The organism is Pseudovibrio sp. M1P-2-3 (assembly GCF_031501865.1).
GTDB classification, from domain to species: domain Bacteria; phylum Pseudomonadota; class Alphaproteobacteria; order Rhizobiales; family Stappiaceae; genus Pseudovibrio; species Pseudovibrio corallicola.
Genome location: NZ_JARRCW010000001.1, coordinates 2,242,976 through 2,260,566 on the forward strand (window position 1 = coordinate 2,242,976; position 17,591 = coordinate 2,260,566).

Below are 17,591 nucleotides of genomic sequence, written 5' to 3' on the forward strand. Positions count from 1 at the left end.
ATAATTAATATAGTTAAGTAAAAACATTAACTAATCTATATCTTTAAGCCGCTTGGGGGCTGGCACTTGATAGGAGCTCTCCTATTTGTTCCCGATAGTTTTTATAGGGGCTAGATTTCCAAGGGGCGTAGTTCAGATTGCGCATAATGCCTGTAAGTTTTGTAAAGAAAGAGCGAACAGCTTCCTTTTCTTCAATTGCGTAGTTTCTTTCTACTATCTGGCAAAGAAGCTCCAACTGCTCTTTTTGTCGTTCCAGAGGAACGGAAACATCAACCGGATCAAATGCATCCTGCTGCAAGTATGTCATATCCACTAGGAGCGCTTTTTGGTAGGTAATGAAGTCTTCCAAAGTAACACCGTCTTCCCCAGTAACCTGCATCATTTGGAATACATCATCCCCTCGCTGTAGCAGCTCCATCAATTCGATAACCTGTCGTGGCCAGTCCGACCCCATATTTGTTTCAAACCATTCTGCTAGTTGTTGATGATAGCGAGACCAAGAAATAAGTGGGTCAATGGATGGGTAGAAACGTTTATAGGCACGGTTAGCACTTAAACCCAGAAAGGTTTTCACGGTAGAGAGCGTGGCTTGGGTAACGGGTTCCTCGAAATTGCCGCCAGCAGGCGAAACTGTTCCGATCATGGTCAAGCTTCCCACACTGTTATCCGGATTTGTTATAATACCAGCTCGCTCGTAAACGCCCTTTATGGCTGACGTGAGGTAGGCAGGGAACCCCTCTTCTCCGGGGATCTCTTCCATACGGCCCGACGTTTCACGCATGGCCTGTGCCCAACGGGATGTGGAATCGGCAATCAAAAGGACATTGTAGCCCATTTGTCTGTAGTATTCCCCAATGGTAATACCAGAGTATATAGAGGCTTCACGGGCAGCCACGGGCATCGCAGAGGTATTGCAAATAATTATAGTCCGATCCATGAGAGATCCCCCTGTTTTAGGGTCAACCATTTTCGGAAATTCGGTGATAGTTTCAACCACCTCTCCTGCTCGCTCGCCGCAGGCAACAACGATTACAATATCAACATCAGCGTAACGGGAAATTAGTGATTGCAAGACTGTTTTTCCGGCACCAAATGGGCCGGGAATACAGGCTGTTCCCCCCCGAGCTATTGGAAAGAAAGTATCAATCAAGCGAAGCGTCGTTGCTACTGGTGTTTTGGGATATTCTCGCTTGACCAGCCCCCTCTTCAGGAGTGTTTCAGGTATAGCCTTTTTAACCGGCCATGATTGTTCCATTGTAATTTCAATTGACCCGCCTGAGGAAGCCTCCAAAGAGATAATCGGAACATTCACTGAAAAGGTTCCCTCCTGAATCCATGCCACCTGAAGAGTTTCCAAAACATCAAAAGGGACAAGAATTTTATGGACAAAGCGCCCTTCCTGCACGGTTCCAAGGACGTCTCCGGCTTTCACTTCGTCTCCGTCTTTCACTATTGCCTGAAAAGACCATTTTTTCTCTTGAGGAAGTGCGGGTTCACGTTGCCCCCTTGGAAGAAAGTAGCCATATTTGCTTGTAAGGTCATATAAGGGATTTTGCAGCCCGTCGTAAACACGTCCTAATAACCCAGGACCCAATTTAACTGATAGCATTTCACCTGATTGAAGAACGGGATCGCCTATGGCCAATCCATATCCAGCTTCAAATATCTGCGCCTGTGCACGATTGCCTTGAACTCTAAGGACTTCACCTATTATTTTTGTAGTATTTGTTGATGTGTCCGCTTCAGCCTCCATAGAAGCAGGGCAGATATAAATGACTTCATTCTTGATAAGCGGCTGGGTTCCATCACTTTCTATGGTAACAAGCCCGTCTTCAACGGCAACAACATGGGCATTCCATTTGGTTGTGTCCATTTTATAAGTCCTTAAGGTCGGAACACTTGGTTACAGCCCTGCCAATGTGGTTTTGAAAGGTTTCAATGGCTATTTGCCGATCATTAGTGAGCCAACACTCAGCAATGTCGCATTGCAAAATATAACTTGCCGCTGCTGCGAGGCTGTACCCATGTTCATGGGTGAATGTCTTCAGAGCTTTCCATTGGTGGAGTAGAATGAGAGTTTCGCACTCCGCATCCTGATGGTTTTCTAGGTATTCAGTGGCCTTTGGAAGCCATCCATAGCGGATCTCCATTCCGAAGTAGGAAAGATGCCAGTTGCGCACAAAAGGCTTGCCGAAATCCCTTGGCGCCCAGTTTTTACCTAAGTTTTTGACCTCTATTCCAGCTCTCCGCAATCGAAGCGCCGCAATAACAGTCCTTAGTTCGAAACGTTGTCTAACCAGTCCTTTCATAGCTTGGTCAGACAGACTTGTATAAAAGATCAAAAGTTTCGTCAGGTAGTCACCATGGGAATGAGCATCTTCGAGAGTCTCCCACTTCCACGTCAGTAATGATCGAACATCCTCGAGAATGCCTTGATCTGCTTCAGGAAGCATCTTAAAGCGCTTCATTAACCGTATAGTCGAAATTGGAGGATACTGTAGCTTTTCCAAACTTGAGGGCATGGGCAAGGAACTCATACAAGTAATATACTGGGCATCCACCGTTCAAGTCTCCTAACGCACAATACCTTCTAGCAGAGCCCTAAAGCGCGGCTGTAAATGTTCTAGTAAGAGCTCGGCAATAACCTTATCGCTCAGGTCCAGTTCAATTTCCCGTTCAATCAATCGAAGTCGCAGTCCTTCTTCGCTGTTCGGGTTGGCTTTGAATTCTACCCCCTCCTTCAACATGTCTCTGGTCAATCCGATAACGGTTGCAGTTAATGGATCGTCTTTCAGTTTTCCGGGGTTTTCTCGAATATCCTCAAGACCTATCGCATGTTTGGGCAAAAGGATATCTATCTGCTCTGTTTCACTTGTTTGTATTTGGACGGCCGCCCTTCCCGCTACTGTTAGAATAAGGGAACGAAGCAAGTCTGGGGCCTGTAAATTCTGCTGTACCAGCCTTCGGACGTCTTCTGCAAGTCGTTCCCCCATCAAGCCACGCATGGTAAGAATGGTGTCTCTTGCAGCAATTTCACAGGCATCATGGGCAGCCTTTTTCTCAGCTTCTGCTTGTCTACGAGCTTCCTTCAAAAGCTGTTGCGAGGTGTCATTGGCTTCCTTCAAAAGAGCGCTCGCCTTCTGCCTTGCTTGCTCGATAATCCTATCTGCTTCTTGTTGACCAGCACGCACTCCTTTCTCCCGCAGGCGGTCAATAAGCTCATTCACTCCTTGAGAAAGGGGAGCCGAAGAGGATTTGTCTTTGTTTATTGCCATTTGCAAAGCTCCCCTAGAGATTGCCTGCCAGTACGAGTGTGAAGACAAAGATGAACACGGCAAATCCTTCAACAATGGCAGCAGGGGCAAGGCTGACACCAAAGACTTCGGGTTTCTCCTTAGAAATATTGATGGCGCTCGCGCAGCAATACCCTTGGTGAATACCGCTCAGCCACAATGCCATGCCCGAGAGAAAACCCAATGCAAATAAACCACTGCTGACTTCAGCGGTCACTGGCCTTGTCAAAGTGAACATGAGAACGATACCATAAATAATCTGTGAAGAGGGCATGGCAGAAAGGGCAATAAATTTTCCATATCCGCTCTCTACATCAAGCATTGCACCAATTGCGGCACGCCCGGCCAGAGAGCTGCCCCAGACACTGCCCAATGCGCCCAATGCAAGCGGTGAGAATATTCCGATCCAACCAAGAGTTTCCATCATGGTTCTATCTCTTTCTTTTTCAGAGGAATGAAAGGTTTTCCTTCAACTTCAACAGCCCAATTGAAATACTCAATGAGATTCAGGCGTAAACCATGAATAATGCCACTGGCAGCAGCCAATACGATATTAAGAGAATGACCCAGTACAACAATAATAATTGCCAGAAAGGTCCCTGCCCCTTCAACGGAGTCTTTTACTTGAATGGCAAGGCTGTTGAATGTTGTTGCAAGAGAAACACCAGCAAGCCCAAGAGCAAATAACCGAAGGTAGCTGAGAATATCTCCAAATAATTTCGAGAGTTTTGTTAGAGATTCCAAGCCGCCAAGAAACCGAAAAAGTGCAGTTTTGATGTTGGTAACAGGTATAGGGTTTCCGTAGAAGAAAACCATTGCCAAGCCTAGCCCCCCAAGGCCAAACCCTGCCCATTGAGCGATTATGTTTGGAGCAAGGAGATAGTGAAGAGCCATAAGTCCCCCTCCTGCGATAACGCTTACCCATCCGAGAGGAGCAATCCGGTTGCGCCATAGCCTACGGTTCATGGCTTCCGCGAAATTTGCATAGGCAAGATGAAGCGAGCCAATTGCCAAAGATATGGTCATCATCATCGTGATATCAGTTACGTCCACCAGTTTCAGATGGGAGAAGATACCATCACTCAAAAGGCTTGTTCCAAAGAAGCTTCCCGCCAGTACCCCATACAAAATAGTAGCGAGACTTAACGCCAGATAGAGCGGCCTGAACGACTTCTGGCCACTGCTTTCCCCTAGTTTTCGCCAGTAATACAGAGTAGCAACAAGCATCACCAAGCCATATCCTGCGTCGGCCATGATCATTGCAAAAAACAAGATGAAAGATAGAAATAAAGGGATACTAGGATCAGTTCCACCATATCCGGGTAGTTCATAGAACTTGACAATCTCTTCCCCACTTTGAACGGGCTCGGCATTTTCTAATAGAGTTGGGGGAGTCTCATCGTCCTCAGGAGCTTCCAAGTACAGACTAGAACAATGCTCAGAGGCCAAAACTTTAAGTTCTTGAATATTACCCTCGGGAATCCACCCCTGAATTATACCTAAATCAGGCTCTATTAAAGAGGAGTCCAAAGCAGATAGAAGAGCATGCTTATCTCCCACCCGTGCAACGTTTTTACGCAAAAGATAGAGGAACTTGGTGAGTGTCCGGCGTTCGTCTTCAAGGTCTTCCAGTTCGACCTGAAGAGCATCGTATTCGCTTTGCAATGTGCCTAAAGAGTGAGATCCCATGTGGATGCGCTCACGCGGCATTGCTTTCGTTGGTGGTTCGGCTGGGGATACGGCAACTAGATAGACTTCCCTGTTGCTTCGCGTAATCTCCTCCAAGATCAAGTCCGAGGAAATCCGATCAATATCGCTGATCGGGATTTGGTAAAACCATAGGCGTAGGTCATCCAGCTCTCCCTCATCGGGTAGCTGGAAGTTCCCCCATACACTCACATCCTTTATGCGAGCTTCGAGAAACGCAAGCCTGTCTTCTACATCACGTTTGCGATTCTGGTTTAAGCGCGCCTGCAAAACAATATCTACAGCGGAACCGTGTTTAAAGCTTTTGGCGGGCTTTCGCTTGTGGGGAAAAGATTCAAGATAGGCAATGGCACTTTTAAAATCTTCCAATTGACTGGGAGGTTGCCGGTGCTTAACACTTTTTTCTTGCCCTGATAAATTTACAATATGACAGCATCCAAGGTTCTGCAGGTGCGTCATGAGGTTCAGGCTTTGATCCCTATCGAAAATTAAAGTAGCTTTTTTGAGGGAAACGACTGTCACAGTTTCCCTCCTTGCGTTATGGCGAGCCGCTTTTTCTTCGCAATTTTAGAGATAACAACTTCGGCTCTTTCAGTATCGGCAAGACTGATGTTGATCCGTTGTAGCTCTTCTTTTGTTCGGGGAATGAGTACCTTGTCGAACAAATTTACCTTCTGTGTCGCCTTACGAACGGCGCTCGATAAAATCTCAAGGCGGTGACGTTGGTATTTGATACGAACGGACAACTCTAGAGCACATTTAAACTCCCTAATATAGCTGTCCAGCCAGATGGGCGTTGCAAAATAAGAGTAGTTATGGGTGAAAAGGATTACCTTTTTCACTTCGGGCAGGTTCACCCCGAGCGTATTGCCCCAAGAAACCTCAACTTTCTCTATGCTCACCATCTCCCCTATATCGGGAATATCCTGCGATAACATAGGAAGTTTACTGCCAACGTCATTGATGAGTATTAGCTGATCAAGAGTGAGACTATTTAAATCTCTTTCAGCTTTTTTTTGCAGCGCTAATAACTGTTTACGCTTCATATCAAGACTAGGCAAAAATTTCTGGTAGTTTTTGAGCTCTATCTTCTTTTTGGAAAGTACTGCTTTATTGAGTTGAAGCTTGGTCATTATCCTCCTCCCCCTCTAGATCTGGCCAGTACTTTTCCAACAAATTTTCTTTAATTAGAACTTCAGAGCGGTTAAAGCACTCGGCCATCGTCTGCCAGCACAGGTCCAGAGCTTCTTCTAGTTCAAGGGCTACATTGATGTTAATAAACCGTTGTTTAAACAAGTCTGCGAAGCGCAGAAGCTTGTGGTCGTACTCGGTCAGTTCAAATGCCATAATCTGTTTTTGTAAAGCCTCCTGACCACCTGAATAAAGGCGGATCATCGTATTCATCACCTGTCCGTGGTCGTCACGGGTTTCCGTGCCAATTACGTGTTGTTTCAAACGTGATAGAGACCCAAATGGATCGATACCTCCCCCTCGCAAATAAAATTGTCCCTCGGTGATGTAGCCTGTATTGTCTGGTACGGGGTGGGTCACATCATCGCCCGGCATTGTGGTGACCGACAAAATTGTAACGGATCCACCGCCATCGTAATCACAGGCCTTTTCATAGCGTTTGGCAAATTGGGAGTATAAATCTCCCAAGTATCCGCGATTGGATGGAACACGCTCCATAGCGATGCCGACTTCCTTTAAAGCATCTGCATAAGCTGTCATGTCCGTCAGGAGTACAAGGACCCGTTTTCCTTCTTCAATTGCAAAGCGCTCCGCTACACTTAAAGCGAGGTCCGGAATGAGTAACCGCTCAACTATAGGGTCGGACGCTTGATTGATGTACATCACAGTACGCGGGAACATCCCAGCGTCTTCAAACGTCTGGCGGAATAGGTAGTAGTCATCGAAAATGAGTCCCATTCCACCAAAAATAACGATATCCGCATCAGCTTGTACTGCAATTCGAGCAAGCAGTTGATTGTATGGCTCTCCCGCTACAGAAAATATTGGTATTTTCTGACTCTCTACTAGGCAGTTGAAGACGTCAATCATGGGCACTTGTGTACGGATCATCTTGCTTGCGAGAACGCGTTTGACGGGATTTACAACCGGAGAATTAACGGGGATCTTGGGGTCATGCCGGAGCGCTGGGCCTGAATCAATGGGATCTCCATCCCCTCGAAAGACTCTTCCCAGTATATTCTTGGAACAAATGGCTTTCATTGGTTTGCCACTAAAGGAAACCTTTGCCTGTGTTGATAGACCTTTTGTTCCTGAAAAAACCTGTAGTACGACTTCATTTTCTTGAAGGTGTATTACCTGTGCAAGAGATGGCTCACCTTTTTCATTGGAGATAAGAGCCAGATCGTCCAGCTTCGGCCGCTCCCCAATCCTTTCGGGTGAAACCAAAACTTTGGCTACATCACCAGTAATTTCAGCTATACGCGTGTAACGAAGCAGAGGTGTATTCATAGTACCAACCTCTCAATAAAAATCGTACAGTTCAGTTAAGATCATGCCGCAGATTAGAATCAAGAATATTCCATACAAGCATTTTAAAGCAACGTTAGATCGAGAACAGTGAATTTACTGCGTCATTTTGTCCAATGTTCTTTAGGTTTGGATGCGTCATCTAAGCTCCGGACCCATAAATGTTTGTCATTTAAACTGAGTTATGATTCAAGGTCCCCAACTGGAGAGAGTACTGTCGTGTTCCCATTTTGGGCTTTCGCAAGAACAGTTTGATAAAATAAAACCTTACCTTCCGACCAACACGGGGCAAAACTCGGGTGGATGAGCGCCGCGTAGTCAGTGGTATTTTTTATGTTCTCAAATCTGGATATCGTTGGGTAGATACTCCTGAAATTCATGGCCCCAGAAAGACGCTCTATAACAGGTTTGTTCGTTAGGCTGAGAAGAGTGAGTGGGAAACACTGTTTACGGCTTTAGCAGCAACAGACGGACCTGAGCAGCCCCGTTTGAGTGGTCCGCTTTGAAAGTTAGTGCATGGTTGGCCTTTGGTCTATCGGAATAATGACTTCCGGAACTGGAGGGCGGTAGCCCAGAGCACTATGCGGTCGTTTGGTATTGTAGTGTTTCCTCCAGCGTTCTATGATTATTTGAGCTTCATGTAGCGAGTAGAAGATTTCTCCATTCAATAATTCATCACGCATTCGCCCATTGAAACTTTCGCAATATCCGTTTTCCCAAGGCGATCCTGGCTCAATGTAGGCTGTTTGGGCTCCGACGGATTTGATCCACTTTTGAACCGCCTCCGCCACGAACTCCGGGCCGTTATCTGAACGAATATAGGCAGGTATGCCGCGCAGGATAAACAGGTCCGTCAGCGCATCGATGACTTCGCTCGCATTCAGCTTTCGCTTCACCCGAATAGCAAGGCATTCACGCGTATACTCATCCAAAATATTCAACGTTCTCAAAGCCCTGCCATCATCAGTGCGATGATGGACAAAGTCATAGGACCACACGTGATTGCGATACTGTGGCCGGAGACGTATGCAAGACCCATCATTGAGCCAGAGCCGCCCCTGTTTCGGTTGCTTTATGGGAACTTGCAGCCCCTCCCGTCGCCACAGACGTTCAACACGTTTATCGTTCACTTGCCATCCAGCCTCTCGGAGCAAAGCGGCAATGCGACGGTAACCGTAACGGCCATATTGGCGTGCCAGCTCAATCATATCTGCAACCAGCTGATCTTCATCCGCTCGCCCTTTGGGGAAGCGACGCTGTGTGGAGCGATGCTGACCAAGAACACGACAAACACGCCGCTCGGAAACCTTCACCTGACTGCGTATATGGTTAATGCAGGCTCTGCGACGAGCAGGGCTCAGAAGTTTCCCTTTGCAGCCTCCGTAAGGATCAGCTTGTCCAATGTCAGATCAGAGACCGCACGGCGCAAACGTTCATTTTCTTTCTGCAGCCGCTTCAGTTCCTTGAGTTGCTCCGTACCCATTCCGCCATACTTCTTCTTCCAACGGTAATAGGTTTGCTCGGTAACGCCGATCTGGCGGATCGCATCCAAGCGCGCCATTCCTTGCCCCATCAGGACTTCAACTTGCCGCAGTTTAACGACAATCTCTTCTGGTTTGGGTCTCTTGATTCCCATATCGAGTCCTCCGTTTTCCTAATCATAAACGTGGACCACTTCTTTGGGGGAGGCTCAGGGCTATTTCAAGCCTCCTCAGAGTTCTGGGATTTTCTCGGGTCAGCGTTCGGCCACAGCACCCGGCACAGGACGAGCAAGTTATGGAGACATATAAAAAAACTTCCATGCCCAGCTTAAAGAAATAAAAGCGCGCTTGCCCTCACAAACATCCATGGAAATCTGGTGGCAGGACGAAGCCCGCATTGGTCAAAAAAATGGGCTCACCAGAAGGTGGGCAAAAAAAGGAACGAGACCACGGGCTCCCAGCGACGGGCGCTATCAATCAACTTATGTATTCGGGGCCATCTGCCCCGCCCTCGGCAAAGGGGTTGCTCTTGTTTTGCTCAAAGCCAATACAAATGTCATACAGTTACATCTGGCAGAGATCAGCCGAAACATTACCAAAGGGGCACACGCGGTGGTCCTGATGGATCAGGCGGGTTGGCATACAACAGCAAAACTGAAACTACCTGACAACATAACCATTTTATTGCTTCCATCCCGTTCTCCGAAGCTCAACCCGGTTGAGAACATTTGGCAGTATTTACGGCAAAACTGGCTTTCTAATCGAAGCTTTGAAAACTATCAGGAAATTGTCGATGCTGCCTGTAACGCTTGGAACAAGCTTGTTCAACAGCCCCACACAATCACATCAATCGGCTACAGAAACTGGGCTAGTGTAGGTCAATCATAAATGCCGTTGGTATAAGGAAGTAGCGGTCGGCAAACCCAACCTTCCAATTTTTCTTATGCGTGTGATTCTGAGTTCACCATTGGCTTCCAGCACATATGTAAGCTACGTGTACGGAATGATTTTTTTGTCAATACGCGTTCACATATGGCCTATATCAGCGGCTCATGAAGATTCTTTGTTCGCCTTAACAGTTTCAAGCGTCTGCCCTAAGGAGTTTACGGAGGCTTTGCATCGCTAGCCGAAATTTTCCAAGAGTATACTTCTTTCCGCTTTCACCGTGCCCTAGGCTTGTAAGATCGGGACTTTCATGACGGAGCAGAAAAAGACTTTTTTCTTCTGTATCCATTTTTTCCAAAAACGGTGTTATTTGACGAAAGTCAGCTTCTTCCTGTAGGTGATTCCGAGTTTTCATAGAGTTTTCGCCAACTCGGTAGTAATAAAGGGCATCTGGATAATACGCTACTTTCTCTTGTGCCAAAATAAGTTTGTTGTAAAATTCAATGTCATCCTTACCCGTACGATATCTTTCAGTATATCCGCCATGAGATTCAAAAACAATTGCGTTAACAAGGCAAGTAGCATCCCCCACAACATTTATCTTTGTTGCCCAAGCTCTCGACGGTCCCATAAAGCGCATTTGTGTGCCTAGACTACTATCTATTGTGAGCGGTTTTCCTTTACCACTGAAACGGATGGAGCTACAGGTAAGGCAGCCCCACCCTCCTAAAGTCGCTGTGTAGACAAGGTTTTCAACCATATTCGGCATCATGACATTATCGTCATCGAAAAATAGAAGGTACTCACCCCTGGACGCGTATGCAGCGGTGTTGCGGGCAGCGCCGACATACCTATTTTCCTGATAAATGATACGCAAAGGTACTCCTGCAAAATTTTTTTTGAGATCTTGAAGATAAGAGATGGCCTCCGCAGAGCGACTGCCGTCATCAACAAGAATGACTTCAATATTTTGATAGGTTTGCTTTTTTATGCTTTCAAGTGCCTGAGAAAGTAATTTGGGCCGATCAAAATGTGTGATACATACTGACACAAGGGGATGTGCCACCTCTGGAGTATTCCGTTTGGCAGGGAAAAAAAGTTCTTGGTCATGCCAACTCTTCCAAACTATTAATGACTGTAAGAGCCTTTGGTGTTTGTTAGCTGGCGTAGGCGCTAACTCTCGGAAATATTGTAATTTCTCAGCCAGTGCAAGATGGTGTGGTTTAAACAGGATCCGCTCCCTATCAGTTCCATCTATCAATTCGCCCGTACCACCGGTGTCAGCGGCAATGAAAGGAATGTGGGCAGCTAAACACTCATATACTGCAACAGGAGAGTTCTCTAATAGGGCTGGAATAACCGCTAGACGTCCTGCCCCGCTTAAATATTCAACTGCCTCCATGGCGTTAAGATCACTTATATATGTTATAGATGTCTGCCAGCTAGCACAGTTATTTTTTATAAACCTCTTTGCATCGAACCTATGAGATGGGCCACCGAGGAAAGTTATCTCTGGCAGTGAAACACCTTTCAAGACTAAGTAATTGATCGCATTTATAAATAAAATCACCCCCTTTCGTGGTTCTAAACGACCGAAGAAAACCCATTCATTTACTGTGGTTGTCGCTGGTTGCATTGGTTCGGAATTAGATTTTGCCAGATCATCTAAAAAAACGTTAGGCCAGAAGTAGCTTTGTTTTGGGAGATTGTAACCATTTTGCTTCATCCAGCATAAAAGATGCTTGCTACCACAAATGAATGTATCCGCCATTTCTACACTTTGGCGTTCCATAAACACCCAGCCTAGTTGACGGCTCTCACGTAGAAACTGCTGATTTCCTTCCGCCAACCACAGAGTTGGAGAAGAACCTTTTATTACAAAATGAATGTTTTGAAATGCTATGCCGAGTTTCTTGGCAAGCAGGGAAATATAGCCAAGGCCCCGCCATTCTGATACATGAATCAGGTCGAATTGCTTCTCATTTGCCCTTAGCCATTCATAAGCCGCGTAAGGCAATGCCATGGTACGCGCCATTTCGGTTTCAGCAAGCGGCTGCGGCACTACACCATGGAGCTTGATCCCAAAGCTGGAATAGAGGTCGCGGGCAATTCTCATTTTCTCAGGGTTCTTCGCGAGCATATTGACAAAACAGATTGAAACCTCGTGGCCCATGCGCTGCAAAAAAACGGCCAAGTGATAGTATGCTGTTCCTATACCACCGTTTTTCACCAAACCAAAAATATCAGCGGTTATGATGCATACACGTTTTTGTGTTGGAGAGGCATCTGACTTAATGGTCTGTCGAAGCTCGTTCATTGACTGATCACTCAAATCGCTACCATCATATTAGAAAGATAACGCAACCTACCATTGCGCACGATCATTCCGCTTTCCTTTTCGCGTATGATAAGTTCGGCATTTTCTATTTTCATTTCAGGAGATAAGGAAAGTCTAAATCCGTGCTGGGCGAGTTTTGTATTCTTTGTACCAAAACGTTCGATATAAAGATCTGCGTAGGCTTCGGCGACCAGTTTGCCATTAAGCTCCATGACTACGCTCAACTTCCTTGATGTGTCACTTCTGTCCCAAGCCCAACCTTCTATAAAGTGTGGATTTACAGTACCCAGCTCTCTTGGAGGGATAGACGCTTTAACTGGTGACCCGGTATATCCACGGACCACGCGTTCCATCTTTCTAACAATACTTTTCATAGGCTGTTCATTCCTCTTTCCTAAAATAATTTTGGGTGTGATGATGCTGGAATCCCCTGTTGGTATTGTATTGGCTTGCGTTATTTCCACTTTATGTAAGGCGCTTTGTTTAGCGCTGGAAATATGTGTATTATCAATCAGATTATTTGAGGTAGCGTCGATTATATCTTCCTCATTACAGTTCAGCACCTCTTCTATTGTTGAACTATCAAGTATTGGGCTACCAGAGTTGGCGGCAAAGACATTTCTAGAAATCTTGATGATCCGAATAAACCGGACATAGCTGGATGTTTTATTCGTCAAGAAAAACTTAATATTATAGCACTCCGCTTCCTGCCAGTTCGCTGGAATTTCAAAACGATGTAATGAAACATCGCTCTTTTCACTTACCAATATGAGAGGCTGTTCCGCTCCGTTCACGAAAAGAGAACGAGCTCCCACGCCTAAGGCGACACAATGCAGATGTGAGCGTTTTTCATCGAGTCCTATGGCAACTTTGGGGTACGGCTTACTCATAGAACGAGACTTATCAGCATGCACAAACCACACAGGTTCATCATTTGAACGACGCTTATCGCGATAGAGCTTTGGGGAAAGTTGGACGTTATTGGGTTGAGCGGATGGTAATAGAGAAAGTTTACGATAGGAAATACTTCTATTTTCAATGAGTGGCATTGATCGAAGATAAGATGTATTGGCGTTTTGGGACTGTACTTCTTGCTCGTCCACATAAGAGGAGCTTTGCAATAGACATTCTGGAATAACTAACAGCTCAAGACCATGGTCGTTACCAGCCCTTAAAATGTACTCGTGTAGCAAACCATAGCGAATGTCGTAGGGTAATAATTCGCCAATATTCTTTGCAGAACCTTTGGGAATACAGACTACATCAGCACCAAGACATTTACCTATGGCGATTTCTGAGACGATATCACTTCCAATTGGCATAGCAATAGTGTTGTCAGGAAGGGCAACAAAACTTGTAATAAGCATATCTTGACTGGCTTGTACAGCAGTTCGTAAATCACGACAAAACCCCCCTGCAAATTGCGTAACTGTGCCATCGCATACGATGCAAGCATCCATAGTGCTTTCATTTAGAGTATTGTTGAGTGCTTTTCCTGCAGGGAACCCTACATAATCAATTGCAAGAGTATTTATTCCTGCTGCTTGCAACTCGTCTGACATCTGTTTTGCGATCCTCTCTAAGGACAGATCGGTAAAGAGGAGTTTTACTGTATCAGGAGGGTCCGACTGCAAAGATTTTACAAAGGCCATCACCCCCTCTTCTTCTCGTAGTAAGATGATGGCTTCCAAAAGAGGAGGTTTTTCTTTATGTTCGCCTTGTAATCTTGAACTTGGTTGGCCTAAGATTTTTTTTAAAGCTGAACGGCCTGACTGCTTATCAAATATTTCGGCAATATAAGCATGGAATCCATACCAGGTCTTCAAATTCTCTTGATTGTTAAAGCTGGGGTGTGCAATTTTCTGCCCATCGTTGAGCGCTTTTTTTATGCGGTCGGCGAGATCGTGAGCATTGGGAGAAATAAGACACGATGCTCGATCTTCTTCGGCCACAAGCTCAGGCGTACCACCTACATTTGTCGCAATAAATGGAATATTACATTCCAGTGTTTCATAAACTGCCATGGTCGAGTTTTCAATAAGTGATGGCATTATTGCGATCATGTCGCGTGAACACATAAATGAAAGTGCTTCTGGTTGATTGAAGTTAGTGAAGTAGTTGACTTTGAAGCTCCACGCCGCAGCTTTTCGCTTTATGTAGGCTTCAACCTTTTCATTTTTCTGGTTAGGAAGCGCCTCTCCATATTTCCCCAAGAAGTTGACCGTGTTTGGGAGAACTCCGTCGCGCTCTAAAAGGTCGAGTGCGTTACAAAACAGTTCGATACCCTTACGCATCTCAAGGCGACCAAAGAACGTGATTTCCTTAGAATACACAATGTCGCCTGCCTTTCTGATCGGGCGCAGATCTGTAACGGGCACTTCAGAAAAATCAAGTATGTTTGGTTGAACGTAGGTTGCTTTTGGTAACTTATATCCCACATGTTTCATGAAACAAAGTAAGTGAGCGCTACCCCCAATAACCATGTCACCTAGTTCAACGCACTTTTGCTCCGCAAAACAGGCTGGCAGAAGCTCTTTTTTAGCAATGGGCTGCATCTGATAGTGACGGTTCCATATATGCGGAGAAGATGTTTTAATAATGAAAAGAGTATCTTGAAAAGCTAAGCCAAGTTTTTTAGCCATTAACGCATAAATCAGCCCCCCTCGCCATTCCGATGAATGGATAATATCGAAGCGATCTTGTTCCTTTAACCAAGCGTAAGCAGCGCCATATCGTTGCTGCCATTGCTGTGAAGGACCAATAATCTTCGCTGTTGTATGGATCAAATAATGAAGGGAAACTCCAAAGCTTGCAAAATGATCCACCCAATGCTGAGGTGTTTCATTTTCAACAACCTCACCTTTAAGGTAGAGGACATGAACCTCATGACCATGCGCTACCAACCCTTTTGCTAAATGATAGTAAGTTGAGGCAATACCACCATTACGAACTGGTCCGAGGATTTCTTCTGTAGCAATACAAATTCTCATCTTAGCGCTGGATTTGTAGTCTGTGAATTCAGTTAGACACGGAAAAGGCTCAACAACAAAGTTATCAATTTGCATCTTGCATTACCTTATGTCGCTGCACCCTTCTGAAGACTTCCCGATTTTTCCAAAAATACTCCCAAGTTTTACCCATACCAATCTCTAGGCTCGTCTTCGGATGAAATCGCAATGCCTTTGCCGCTTTAGAAATGTCGGCAAAATTGTCTCTGACTTCTCCTGCTCTGAAGTCGTGATATCGAACTTCGAAATCATGTTTGACACCAGTGACAGTTTTGAGAAGAGTGATGATCTCATTTACAGAAGTTGCATGTCCGCTACCAAGCTGAAAAACTCCACTAAGCTTTAAGCGCAGAGCACTTATAATCCCAAAACAGAGATCGTTAACAAAAATAAAATCCCTTGTCTGGTCTCCATTGCCATAAACGTTACAGGGCTCGCCACTTAGTATATTCCTCATAAATGCCGCAATCACACTTCCCTTATGCAGCGAACAAGGACCGTAAACATTTGAGAAACGAAGGGACGTTACTGCAAGACCATAACTTTGAGAATAAGCTGAACAATATGCCTCAGCTGCCGCCTTAGCAGCACCGTAAGCAGAAGCCGGGTTTACAGGCATTTTTTCATGCACGGGTGGCGTAACGCATCCTATAATTGCACCGCCTGTTGATGAATTAATAAGTTGAGAAACCCCATTCTTACGCATCGCCTCCAAGATGTTTAAGGTGCCTTTGACGTTTACCTCAAAATTATAGGTGGGATTTTTAATAGAGTCTATGACACGTGTGTCTGCGGCAAGATGAACTACGGCGTCCACACCAATCATAGCATCATCAACACTATGATGATCCCTAATATCACCTTTGATAAATTGGTGAGTTACTCCCCTCAACGAGCTTGATTTTCCCGTAATTTCATTGTCGAGAACTATAATTTCTTCCGAAATGTTCGCCTCTACGAGGGCACTAATTAGATTTACCCCGATAAACCCACAGCCGCCAGTAATAAGAATACGTTTAAACATAAACCCAGACACAATTTAAAGTTATAGGATTGGTTCAGTTAGTCCTTTGTCTCTCGTCCAATAAGAAACACATGGAATCTTTGAAAGGTCGGCGCGATCCCGATACCGGTCAGTAATTTGAGTAATTTCTAAAAGTAGACCATCTTGTATTAAAGTCGGCGTCCAGCCAAACGATCGCAAAAGGTCATTGCGGACATTCAAATCGTTTCGTTCAGCTTCATTACGTGGGTTCGGCAAATAATCTATCTCACAGCTGGTAAGTAGTTGCACTTGTTTAGCTAGATCACACAATGTCTGAGTTTCAGCCATCTGATTCAGGATTAATGGCCTTTCGCCCACTGCCGGTGGGTGCATAAGTGCTTGCTCAATGCATTTACAGGTGTCTGAAATATGAATAAAAGCTCTCGTTTGGCCTCCTGTACCATGAATAGTTAAGGGATAATTGACAGAGGCTTGCATTAGAAATCGGTTCAGAATTGTCCCATAATCTCCATCATAGTCAAAGCGGTTGATCAGGCATTCATCTAGACTAGTTAGCTCTGTTTGTGTTCCCCAAACTATCCCCTGATGCAGATCTGTAACACGAAGCTTGTCGTTTTTCGCATAGTATTGGAACATCAATGCATCCATAGTTTTAGTCATGTGGTATACGGAGCCAGGGTTTGGCGGATAGACGATAGAATCCTCTATTTCGCGCCCGTTTGTAGTATTTAGTTTTATATCTAAGTATCCTTCAGGAATTGGAATAGGTTCTTCATGCCCATATCCATATACTCCCATGGTACCCAAATGTACTAAATGAATATCAAACTGCGATTCTACGATTGCATTGAGTATATTATGTGTGCCAAGAATATTATTATAAACGGTGTAATTTTTTGTAATACAACTTTTCATAGAGTAAGGCGCTGCCCTTTGTTCAGCGAAATGAACTATACTTTTAGGCTTTTCCTGTTCAATAAGGTCCCGTAATTGCTTAAAGTTACTTGCGATGTCTAACTCAACAGAACGAATGACCAAGCCTGTTAGTTCGAACCAAACTTCTAAACGGTCCTTTAGTTCTCTAATTGGAGTAAGGGATTGAGTATTTAACTCGCTATCAATTTCTCGACGAGAAAAGTTATCAACGATAACGACATCGTGGCCAAGTTTTGATAAATGTAATGCTGTTGGCCACCCGCAAAAACCGTCGCCACCCAATAATATAACTTTCACAGTTTTCACCAATGCAAAATTAAACCTAGTTTTCCAAATATAAAATTGCAGCTTGATAATGTAATTCAACGTTTATATTTTGTATCCAATCTATTTAATTAGATATATACTTATATTTTGGGTTATGTAAGTTTGTAATAC

The 17,591-nt window shown here is 44.9% G+C and carries 12 protein-coding genes and 2 pseudogenes; 2 read left to right on the top strand and 12 right to left on the bottom strand.

All coding sequences use genetic code 11. The annotated features are described in order from the left end of the window. Window positions 1-43: 43 nt before the first annotated feature. From P6574_RS09710 to P6574_RS09740, 7 genes are all read right to left on the bottom strand, one after another. Window positions 44-1,873, bottom strand: coding sequence for a V-type ATP synthase subunit A (locus P6574_RS09710; RefSeq protein WP_310620102.1), 1,830 nt, complete (start codon window positions 1,871-1,873; stop codon window positions 44-46). 1 nt (window position 1,874) lies between these two features. Continuing rightward, window positions 1,875-2,468 (bottom strand): hypothetical protein, encoded by a 594-nt coding sequence (locus P6574_RS09715; RefSeq protein ID WP_310620103.1) that lies wholly within the window; start codon window positions 2,466-2,468, stop codon window positions 1,875-1,877. 105 nt (window positions 2,469-2,573) lie between these two features. After that, window positions 2,574-3,275: a hypothetical protein gene (locus P6574_RS09720; RefSeq protein WP_310620104.1), complete on the bottom strand. Its 702-nt coding sequence runs from the start codon at window positions 3,273-3,275 to the stop codon at window positions 2,574-2,576. Window positions 3,276-3,288: 13 nt separating this feature from the next. After that, window positions 3,289-3,720: an ATP synthase subunit C gene (locus P6574_RS09725; RefSeq protein ID WP_310620105.1), complete on the bottom strand. Its 432-nt coding sequence runs from the start codon at window positions 3,718-3,720 to the stop codon at window positions 3,289-3,291. Beyond that, window positions 3,717-5,522 carry a V-type ATP synthase subunit I gene (locus tag P6574_RS09730; protein WP_310620106.1) on the bottom strand — a complete coding sequence of 602 codons (1,806 nt, stop codon included), beginning with the start codon at window positions 5,520-5,522 and terminating at the stop codon, window positions 3,717-3,719. Before P6574_RS09730 ends, P6574_RS09725 begins: the two co-directional genes overlap by 4 nt. Beyond that, a complete protein-coding gene (locus P6574_RS09735; protein ID WP_310620107.1) occupies window positions 5,519-6,133 on the bottom strand; it encodes a V-type ATP synthase subunit D in 615 nt (204 codons plus the stop codon). Before P6574_RS09735 ends, P6574_RS09730 begins: the two co-directional genes overlap by 4 nt. After that, window positions 6,111-7,481 (bottom strand): V-type ATP synthase subunit B, encoded by a 1,371-nt coding sequence (locus P6574_RS09740; RefSeq protein ID WP_310620108.1) that lies wholly within the window; start codon window positions 7,479-7,481, stop codon window positions 6,111-6,113. Before P6574_RS09740 ends, P6574_RS09735 begins: the two co-directional genes overlap by 23 nt. A 202-nt stretch (window positions 7,482-7,683) precedes the next feature. Between P6574_RS09740 and P6574_RS09745 the strand changes: the two are divergent. Further along, window positions 7,684-7,915, top strand: a pseudogene (locus P6574_RS09745) (transposase); the annotation flags it as partial. 93 nt (window positions 7,916-8,008) lie between these two features. Here P6574_RS09745 and P6574_RS09750 read toward each other — a convergent pair. After that, window positions 8,009-9,135, bottom strand: a protein-coding gene (locus P6574_RS09750; protein ID WP_310620109.1) for an IS3 family transposase whose coding sequence is annotated in 2 segments (ribosomal slippage) — window positions 8,009-8,871 and window positions 8,871-9,135 — 1,128 coding nt in all. Because the reading frame shifts where the segments join, the coding sequence is not laid out codon by codon here. Between the two features lie 172 nt (window positions 9,136-9,307). Here P6574_RS09750 and P6574_RS09755 point away from each other — a divergent pair. Next, window positions 9,308-9,868 (top strand): annotated as a pseudogene (locus P6574_RS09755) (IS630 family transposase); the annotation flags it as partial. Window positions 9,869-10,061: 193 nt separating this feature from the next. Here the strand turns inward: P6574_RS09755 and P6574_RS09760 are convergent. From P6574_RS09760 to P6574_RS09775, 4 genes are read right to left on the bottom strand one after another with little or no spacing between them, the layout of a single operon-like run. Beyond that, entirely contained in the window at window positions 10,062-12,182 is a 2,121-nt protein-coding gene (locus P6574_RS09760) for a glycosyltransferase (protein WP_310620110.1), read from the bottom strand. Window positions 12,183-12,193: 11 nt separating this feature from the next. Next, on the bottom strand, window positions 12,194-15,268 hold the full coding sequence (locus tag P6574_RS09765; RefSeq protein WP_310620111.1) for a glycosyltransferase family 4 protein: 3,075 nt from the start codon (window positions 15,266-15,268) through the stop codon (window positions 12,194-12,196). Then, window positions 15,258-16,235: an NAD-dependent epimerase/dehydratase family protein gene (locus P6574_RS09770; RefSeq protein WP_310620112.1), complete on the bottom strand. Its 978-nt coding sequence runs from the start codon at window positions 16,233-16,235 to the stop codon at window positions 15,258-15,260. The genes P6574_RS09765 and P6574_RS09770 overlap by 11 nt, the downstream gene beginning before the upstream one ends. Window positions 16,236-16,256: 21 nt before the next feature. Continuing rightward, complete coding sequence (locus tag P6574_RS09775; protein ID WP_310622140.1) at window positions 16,257-17,450, bottom strand: NAD-dependent epimerase/dehydratase family protein; 1,194 nt, start codon at window positions 17,448-17,450, stop codon at window positions 16,257-16,259. Between the last annotated feature and the right edge of the window lie 141 nt (window positions 17,451-17,591).

What these genes read in the sequence shown, in the direction of transcription:
- P6574_RS09740 (WP_310620108.1), bottom strand. Translation starts at nt 7,481, where the DNA reads ATGAATACACCTCTGCTTCGTTACACGCGTATAGCTGAAATTACTGGT.
- P6574_RS09725 (WP_310620105.1), bottom strand. Translation starts at nt 3,720, where the DNA reads ATGATGGAAACTCTTGGTTGGATCGGAATATTCTCACCGCTTGCATTG.
- P6574_RS09770 (WP_310620112.1), bottom strand. Translation starts at nt 16,235, where the DNA reads ATGTTTAAACGTATTCTTATTACTGGCGGCTGTGGGTTTATCGGGGTA.
- P6574_RS09720 (WP_310620104.1), bottom strand. Translation starts at nt 3,275, where the DNA reads ATGGCAATAAACAAAGACAAATCCTCTTCGGCTCCCCTTTCTCAAGGA.
- P6574_RS09735 (WP_310620107.1), bottom strand. Translation starts at nt 6,133, where the DNA reads ATGACCAAGCTTCAACTCAATAAAGCAGTACTTTCCAAAAAGAAGATA.
- P6574_RS09715 (WP_310620103.1), bottom strand. Translation starts at nt 2,468, where the DNA reads ATGAAGCGCTTTAAGATGCTTCCTGAAGCAGATCAAGGCATTCTCGAG.
- P6574_RS09710 (WP_310620102.1), bottom strand. Translation starts at nt 1,873, where the DNA reads ATGGACACAACCAAATGGAATGCCCATGTTGTTGCCGTTGAAGACGGG.
- P6574_RS09760 (WP_310620110.1), bottom strand. Translation starts at nt 12,182, where the DNA reads ATGAACGAGCTTCGACAGACCATTAAGTCAGATGCCTCTCCAACACAA.
- P6574_RS09765 (WP_310620111.1), bottom strand. Translation starts at nt 15,268, where the DNA reads ATGCAAATTGATAACTTTGTTGTTGAGCCTTTTCCGTGTCTAACTGAA.